Source organism: Massilia sp. YIM B02769 (genome assembly GCF_030411995.1).
GTDB lineage: Bacteria > Pseudomonadota > Gammaproteobacteria > Burkholderiales > Burkholderiaceae_D > Telluria.
This window is the reverse complement of the sequence record NZ_JASNRC010000040.1, coordinates 1-1,423: the sequence shown is the minus strand read 5'-3', so window position 1 is coordinate 1,423 and position 1,423 is coordinate 1. Positions and strand designations below refer to the sequence as shown.

Annotated in this window: 1 protein-coding gene; it reads right to left on the bottom strand. The window is 55.1% G+C overall.

Going from position 1 to position 1,423, the window contains the following annotated elements:
* Positions 1-277: 277 nt before the first annotated feature.
* A complete protein-coding gene (locus QPK31_RS26080) occupies positions 278-1,294 on the bottom strand; it encodes an IS110 family transposase (protein WP_290425792.1) in 1,017 nt (338 codons plus the stop codon).
* Positions 1,295-1,423 lie beyond the last annotated feature (129 nt).

Genomic DNA, 1,423 nt, shown 5'->3' with positions numbered 1-1,423 from the left:
TGACCGTATCTATGGACTCCACCCGTTTTGCAAGAAGAGGATTGAATTTTTGCCTTTAGGTAGAGTTGCGTGTATCTATTCGGCCTGTTTGATGAGCGCTCTTCGTGCTCTGGCCCTGATGTGATACGCGCGTCAGGATCCTTATACGGTGCCGGCCTTGAAGGCCCGTACGGTCAACGGATTCACCTGGCGCCGGTCCGACCTGTTGGCATCATTCGTTCTTCATCATCGCAAGCTTGGCAGTGTTACTCCCTCAATCGGTTACTAGCTGTGGTCTTCAAGCCGGTCTGGTCATGCTGTTCGACCAGACCGGAACATAGCTTCGGCCGTGAGCTAATATCGCCCAGATTACCCTAGCCATTTTGTTCGCCAGCCCTACAGCAGCGACGTTGAAGTTTCTTCGATGAGCAAGGTTGCTAGCCCAACGCAGCTGGCTATCAGTTTTGTTTCCTGCACAGCGCAAGGCACTTCGCGCGCCGTGAATCAAGAGTGTGCGCAAATGGCTGTCACCTTTGCCCGTGATACCGTACAAGCGCTGCTTGCCTCCACTGCTGTGCTCTCGTGGCACAAGCCCGAGATTGGCTGCGAAATCGCGACCGCTTCGGAAGTGATGCGGATCAGCGACGCTAGCCATGACTGCCGTGGCAGTTAGTGGCCCAACCCCTGGCACCTCCATCAGTTTCTGCGCTACCTCCGACTTGGCAGCCTGATTCAGTTTGCGCTCGTAGGTCAGAATCCTTTGCTCCTTGTCGTCGAGCTGCTCTTTGAGTTCCCGAAACGTCGCCAGCGCCAAGCCAGAGAGGCCGTTATCAGGATCAGCCAGCCAAGCCAACAGCCCAACCTTGAACTTTGCGACACCGGCAGCAAACACCCGGCCATACTCTCCAGCAAAAGCACGAATACGATTGATCATCGCTATGCGCTCGCTCATCAAAGCACTACGCGCCCGATGAAGCATCTGCAGATCTTGCTGTGCTGGTGTGTTGATCGGCACATACTTGGTCGAACTCCTGGAGCGGGCCTCGGCAATCGCAGCAGCATCATTGGTATCGTTCTTGTTACCAGTAACAAATGCTCGCGTATGCTGCGCAGCGATTAGCTTGACGTCGTGCCCCAGTGCTGCCAGCTCCCTTGCCCAGTAATGCGAACCGGCGCATGCTTCGATTCCTATCGCCATCGGCTGCAACTTCCTGAACGTCGCCAGTACCTCGCCACGCTTCATTTTGTGCTTGAAAACAGCCTTGCCGTTACGATCCAACCCTACCGCGACAAACACTTCCTTTGCGATATCCAAGCCAGCTACTTTTGCGTTAGCATTCACAGTGACTCCCCCTCTTGGTCTTTCAGCTCGTCAGCCCAATCTGGCGCGCTTGGCACAATGATGCCGTTGTCAGGAGGGTGGAGTCCATCACATTACGGTGGG